Annotated in this window: 3 protein-coding genes; 1 reads left to right on the plus strand and 2 read right to left on the minus strand. The window is 71.9% G+C overall.

Annotated elements, in window-relative coordinates; translation table 11 throughout:
• Window positions 1-123: 123 nt before the first annotated feature.
• Window positions 124-1,677: an MDR family MFS transporter gene (locus tag ACFXAM_RS38215; protein ID WP_380298495.1), complete on the minus strand. Its 1,554-nt coding sequence runs from the start codon at window positions 1,675-1,677 to the stop codon at window positions 124-126.
• A 120-nt stretch (window positions 1,678-1,797) separates the two neighbouring features.
• Window positions 1,798-2,286, minus strand: coding sequence for a MarR family winged helix-turn-helix transcriptional regulator (locus ACFXAM_RS38220; RefSeq protein ID WP_380298496.1), 489 nt, complete (start codon window positions 2,284-2,286; stop codon window positions 1,798-1,800).
• A gap of 112 nt (window positions 2,287-2,398) precedes the next feature.
• Between ACFXAM_RS38220 and ACFXAM_RS38225 the strand changes: the two genes are divergently transcribed.
• Window positions 2,399-3,490, plus strand: coding sequence for an ABC transporter permease (locus ACFXAM_RS38225; protein ID WP_380298498.1), 1,092 nt, complete (start codon window positions 2,399-2,401; stop codon window positions 3,488-3,490).
• Window positions 3,491-3,588: the final 98 nt, after the last annotated feature.

Raw genomic sequence — 3,588 nt, forward strand, 5'->3', positions numbered from 1 at the left:
GCGCGCGGGGGGGGGGGGGGGGGGGGGGGGGGGGGGGGGGGCGGGCGGGCGCGGGGGCCCCCCCGGGGGGGGGGGGGGGGGGCCGCCCCCCCCCCGCCCCCCCCGCCGCTGCCGCGGGCGGTGTCAGTCCTGGCCGGTGCGCAGCACCGTCTCCCGGATGAACAGCACCGTGACGAAGGCCAGCAGCGCGAACGGCGCCGCGACCAGGAAGATCACGCCGACCCCGTGCCCGAAGGCGTCGGTGACCAGCGGCACCAGCTGCGCGGGCAGCTTGTGGAGGTCCGGGATGCCGCCGCCGAGCGAGCCGCCCCCGCCCGCCGGGACGCCCGCGTGGGCGAGGTTCTCGCTGAGATAGTGGCCGACCCGGTTGTTCATCAGCGCGCCGAGCGCCGAGACGCCCATCGCGCCGCCCATGGTGCGGAAGAAGGTGACCACCGAGCTGGCCGCGCCCAGCTCCGCGCGCGGCACGGTGTTCTGGACGGCGAGGACGAGGTTCTGCATGGTGAGGCCGAGGCCCACGCCGGTGATCGCCATGTAGACGGAGAGCAGGCCGTAGGCGGTGTCGGCCCGGGCGGTGCCGAGCAGGCCGAAGCCGACGGCCAGCAGCAGCGTGCCGCTGACCAGGTAGGCCTTCCACTTCCCGTACTTGGTGATCAGCTTGCCGGCGACGGTGGAGGAGACGGCCAGGCCGAGGATCATCGGCAGGGTCATCAGACCGGCCACGGTCGGGGACTTCTCCCGGGCGAGCTGGAAGTACTGGCTGAGGAAGGTGGTCGCGCCGTACATCCCGATGCCGACCAGGACGCTGGCCAGCGCGGCGAGGGTGACCGTCCGGTGCTGGAACAGGTGCGGCGGGATGATCGGCTCGGCGGCGCGGCGCTCGACGACCACGGCCAGCGCGCCGAGCAGCAGTCCGCCGCCGACCATGACGGCGGTCTGCCAGGAGAGCCAGGCGTAGTTCTTGCCGGCCAGGGTGATCCAGATCATCAGCAGGCTGACCGCGGCGGTGATCACCAGCGCGCCGAGGTAGTCGATCTTCACCCGGCGCTTGACCACGGGCAGCTTCAGGGTGCGCTGCAGCACCAGGATCGCGACCACCGCGAACGGGATGCCGACGTAGAAGCACCAGCGCCAGCCGAGCCAGGAGGTGTCGACGATGACGCCGCCGATCAGCGGGCCGCCGATGGTGGCCAGCGCGAAGACGGCGCCGAAGTAGCCGCTGTACCGGCCGCGCTCGCGCGGCGGGACCATCGCGGCCAGGCAGATCTGGGCGAGGGCGGTGACACCGCCGGCGCCGATGCCCTGGAGGGCGCGGCAGGCGATCAGCTCGCCGGTGTTCTGGGCGAGGCCGGCCAGCGCGGAGGAGGCGATGTAGATCACCAGCGCGATCTGCAGCAGCAGCTTCTTGCTGGCGAGGTCGGAGAGCTTGCCCCAGATCGGGGTGGAGGCGGTGAGGGTGAGCAGGGTGGCGGTGATCACCCAGGTGTAGGCGGACTGGCCGCCGTGCAGGTCGGTGAGGATGCGCGGCAGCGCGTTGGAGACGACGGTCGACGAGAGCACGGCGACGAAGAGGCCGAGCAGCAGGCCGGAGAGTGCCTCCATCACCTGCCGGTGCGTCATCGGTTGGTCGGTCGTGTCGGCGGCTCCGGTCGCGGCAGGCGTGGCGGTGACGGTCATCGAGGTCCTTCGGAATAGTTGCCTGTGGCAACCATAAGGCCGATGGTTGACCTGGGCAACATTCGTCAAGAACAAGTAAAGCCCGGACCGGTCCCGGTCCGGGCCCCTCGCCCGCGCCGCTCAGCCGGCCGGCACCGCCGTCTCGCCCACCACGTCGTTGAAGCGGTGCAGCAACTCGGCGAAGCGCACCACGTCCTCCTCCGGCCAGCTGCCCATCAGCTCCCGCACCCGGCCCATCCGCGCCGCCCGGGCGGCCAGGAACCGCCGCCGGCCGTCCTCGGTGAGCGAGACCCGCGCGGAGCGGCGGTCCTGCGGGTCCGCCTCCCGGGCCAGCAGGCCCAGCTCCTCCAGCGCCCGGATCTGCCGGCTGATCGTCGCCTTGCCGACCGCGAAGTGCAGTCCGACGTCGGTCACCCGGACCGGTCCGGCCTGCTCGACGTAGCTCAGCAGGCTGTACGCCATGCCCTCCAGCTGCGGGTGGACCCGCCGGGACAGCTCGGACATCCGGGCCCGGCCGCGCCGGAACAGCACCCCCACCTCGCGCTCGACCGCCAGCAGGGGGTCCTCGTCCGGCCGGTCCCCGGCGCACTCCTCGTTCGGCGTACTCACCGCGCCAGTATCCCGCAGCACACCCGTGACCCCCTCGGCGCGGGAGAAACCTCGGCGAAACTAGTTCATGCTATTAAGTACCCGGTTTCCCCCGATACGCAAGGAGATGTGCATGACCGCCCCAGGGCAGCAGGAACCAGGGCCCACCGAGGCACCGGAGCGCACGGCCGGGCCGACGCCCAGGAAGGGCTTCGTCGCCGAACTGAAGGGCGCGGTCACCCCGCGCGCGGCGCTGCTGGTGATCGGCGTGCTGCTCCTCCAGCTGGGCTTCGTCACCTCCTACGTGGGCGCGCTGCACCAGCCGAAGCCGCACGAGCTCTCGATCGCGGTGGTCGCGCCGCCGCAGATCGCCCCGCAGCTGGTCCAGGGCCTGGAGTCGGTCCCGGACAACGCCGTGAAGGCCTCCACCGCGCCCGACGCCGAGAGCGCCACCCAGCAGCTCAAGGACCAGAAGATCTACGCCGCGCTGGTGGTGAACCCGGCCTCCACCGAGGACGTGCTGATGGTCGCCAACGCGCGCGGGCCGTCCGCCGCCCGGGCCGCCGAGACCATCGTCACCGGCCTGGAGAAGAGCCAGGGCCGCACGGTCGTGGTCCAGGACGTCGTGCCGCTCGCCAAGGGCGACGCCAACGGCCTGTCCTCCTTCTACCTGGTGATCGGCTGGTGTGTCGGCGGCTACCTGGTCGCCTCGATCCTGGGCGTCAGCGCCGGTGCCAAGCCGGCCAACGCCAACCGTGCGGTGATCCGCCTCGGCACCCTGGCGCTGTACTCGGTCGCGGCCGGCATCGGCGGCGCGATCATCGTGCAGACCGCCCTGGACGCGCTGCCCGGTTCGTTCTGGGCGTTGTCCGCCGTCGGCGCGCTGGTGGTCTTCGCGGTCGGCGCGTTCACCATGGCGCTGCAGTGCCTGTTCGACATCATCGGCATCGGCATCGCGGTGCTGGTCTTCGTGGTGCTGGGCAACCCGAGTGCGGGCGGCGTCTTCCCGCCGCCGATGATGCCGGCCTTCTGGCGGGCGATCGGTGCCTGGTTCCCGAACGGCGCCGGCACCGACGCGACCCGCTCGATCGCCTACTTCGACGCCACCAACCTGACCCAGCCGCTGCTGGTGCTGCTGGCCTGGGCACTGGTCGGCATCGGCATCACCTTCGCCGCCGTCCTCGGCAAGCCCTCGCACCTGAGCCGCCAGCTGGTCAAGGACTAGAGGCAACGCCGTTCAGTTAGGGGCGGTCTGGGCTGCGTCAAGGGTCGGTTGTGAGCATGTTGATGCTGATGGTGGCCTTGTAGGTTGTCCGGTCGATG

This window comes from Kitasatospora sp. NPDC059462 (genome assembly GCF_042749955.1).
Taxonomy (GTDB): Bacteria; Actinomycetota; Actinomycetes; order Streptomycetales; family Streptomycetaceae; genus Kitasatospora.

What these genes read in the sequence shown, in the direction of transcription:
- ACFXAM_RS38215 (WP_380298495.1), bottom strand. Translation starts at nt 1,677, where the DNA reads ATGACCGTCACCGCCACGCCTGCCGCGACCGGAGCCGCCGACACGACC.
- ACFXAM_RS38225 (WP_380298498.1), top strand. Translation starts at nt 2,399, where the DNA reads ATGACCGCCCCAGGGCAGCAGGAACCAGGGCCCACCGAGGCACCGGAG.